At 57.8% G+C, this 1,153-nt stretch carries 1 protein-coding gene; it reads left to right on the top strand.

Annotated elements, in window-relative coordinates:
- Positions 1–93 precede the first annotated feature (93 nt).
- A complete protein-coding gene (locus AC097L_RS25510) occupies positions 94–864 on the top strand; it encodes a TetR/AcrR family transcriptional regulator (protein WP_479589497.1) in 771 nt (256 codons plus the stop codon).
- The last annotated feature ends 289 nt before the right edge of the window (positions 865–1,153 follow it).

Below are 1,153 nucleotides of genomic sequence, written 5' to 3'. Positions count from 1 at the left end.
TAACAGAATTTAATTCTATTGGTTGGATGATCAAAGCGTCATGCGGGAAAACCCGGACGTTGTTTTTTAAAGTGTTTTTTTACAAGGAGTCAGATGAAGAGCCCGAAAACTATGGCCGTTGCCGAACTGGCGCAGCCCCGTATGGTGGCCGATGCCGAGCCTGTAGCTCCAGCGCCGACAAAACCCAAAACCAAAGCGAAAGCCAAGTCCACCAGCATGGCTGAGTCCGGGTCGGTGCTGGCCGTGTCCGCGCCGTCTGCTAAGCCTGTCCGTCGGCGGGGTAACCGACGCTCGGAGCAAACCGTGGACAACATCTTCGAGGCCACCGAGCAGGTGATTTTGAAGTCGGGTGCCGACCGCATATCGATCCTGGAAGTGTGCAACGCTGCCAGTATTTCGCGGGGCACCTTCTACCGCTACTTCGCCTCGCAAGAGGAACTGCTGAGTGCGTTTTCCAAGCACAAGCGGGAGCGGTTCCACAAACCCCTGGCCGAAGCCCTGGCCCCGTGCACCGACCCGGACCAGCGCTTTGCCACCATGCTGACCTACCTGAACAACTACCTGGACATTGGCAGCTCGCGCCGTTTGCTGCTGGTGGCACCCGAATTTGCGCTGAACTTTTTCAAGCGTATTTTTCACGATGCCGTGGTGCGTTTCCAGGATCTGCTGGCCCCGGTATTTGATGCCTGGGACGACAGCCTGGATGCCAAGCTGGACCGGGAACTGGTCTGCGAGCTGATGGTGCGCCTGGTCTTGAGCGACCATCTGGTGGCCGACGGATCCGACCGCTTGGCGATGCCCCGCAGGATCGCGCGGCTGGTGGAATCCCTGCGCCGGGGTGGTGGAGGATTGGCTCGACGCTGAGGTGGAGGCAACTGGGTGGGAGTAGGTGGTTTTAAAAATTAGACACATTTGCAATATTTGTTTAATATTGGCATGATGCAGGTGTTTGGACAGGTTTTGATGCGCTTGGCTGTGTAGCGGCTGGGTACATGCACTGGTTCAGGCACTTACAACGCGGCGGATTGGCCGCCCCCATAAAACCCCAGGAGATCCACATGCTTATCGACCTTCATGCCCATGCCCCGCACCCGGACTACTACGACCAGAACCCGTACTGGGGCCCGGCTTTCGAGTCGCAACCGGACGGCGA

The organism is Rhodoferax sp. RT5P35 (assembly GCF_056521385.1).
This window is presented reverse-complemented; position numbering and strand designations above follow the sequence as displayed.

Coding starts and splice junctions, on each gene's coding strand:
- AC097L_RS25510 (WP_479589497.1), top strand. CDS start 94: ATGAAGAGCCCGAAAACTATGGCCGTTGCCGAACTGGCGCAGCCCCGT.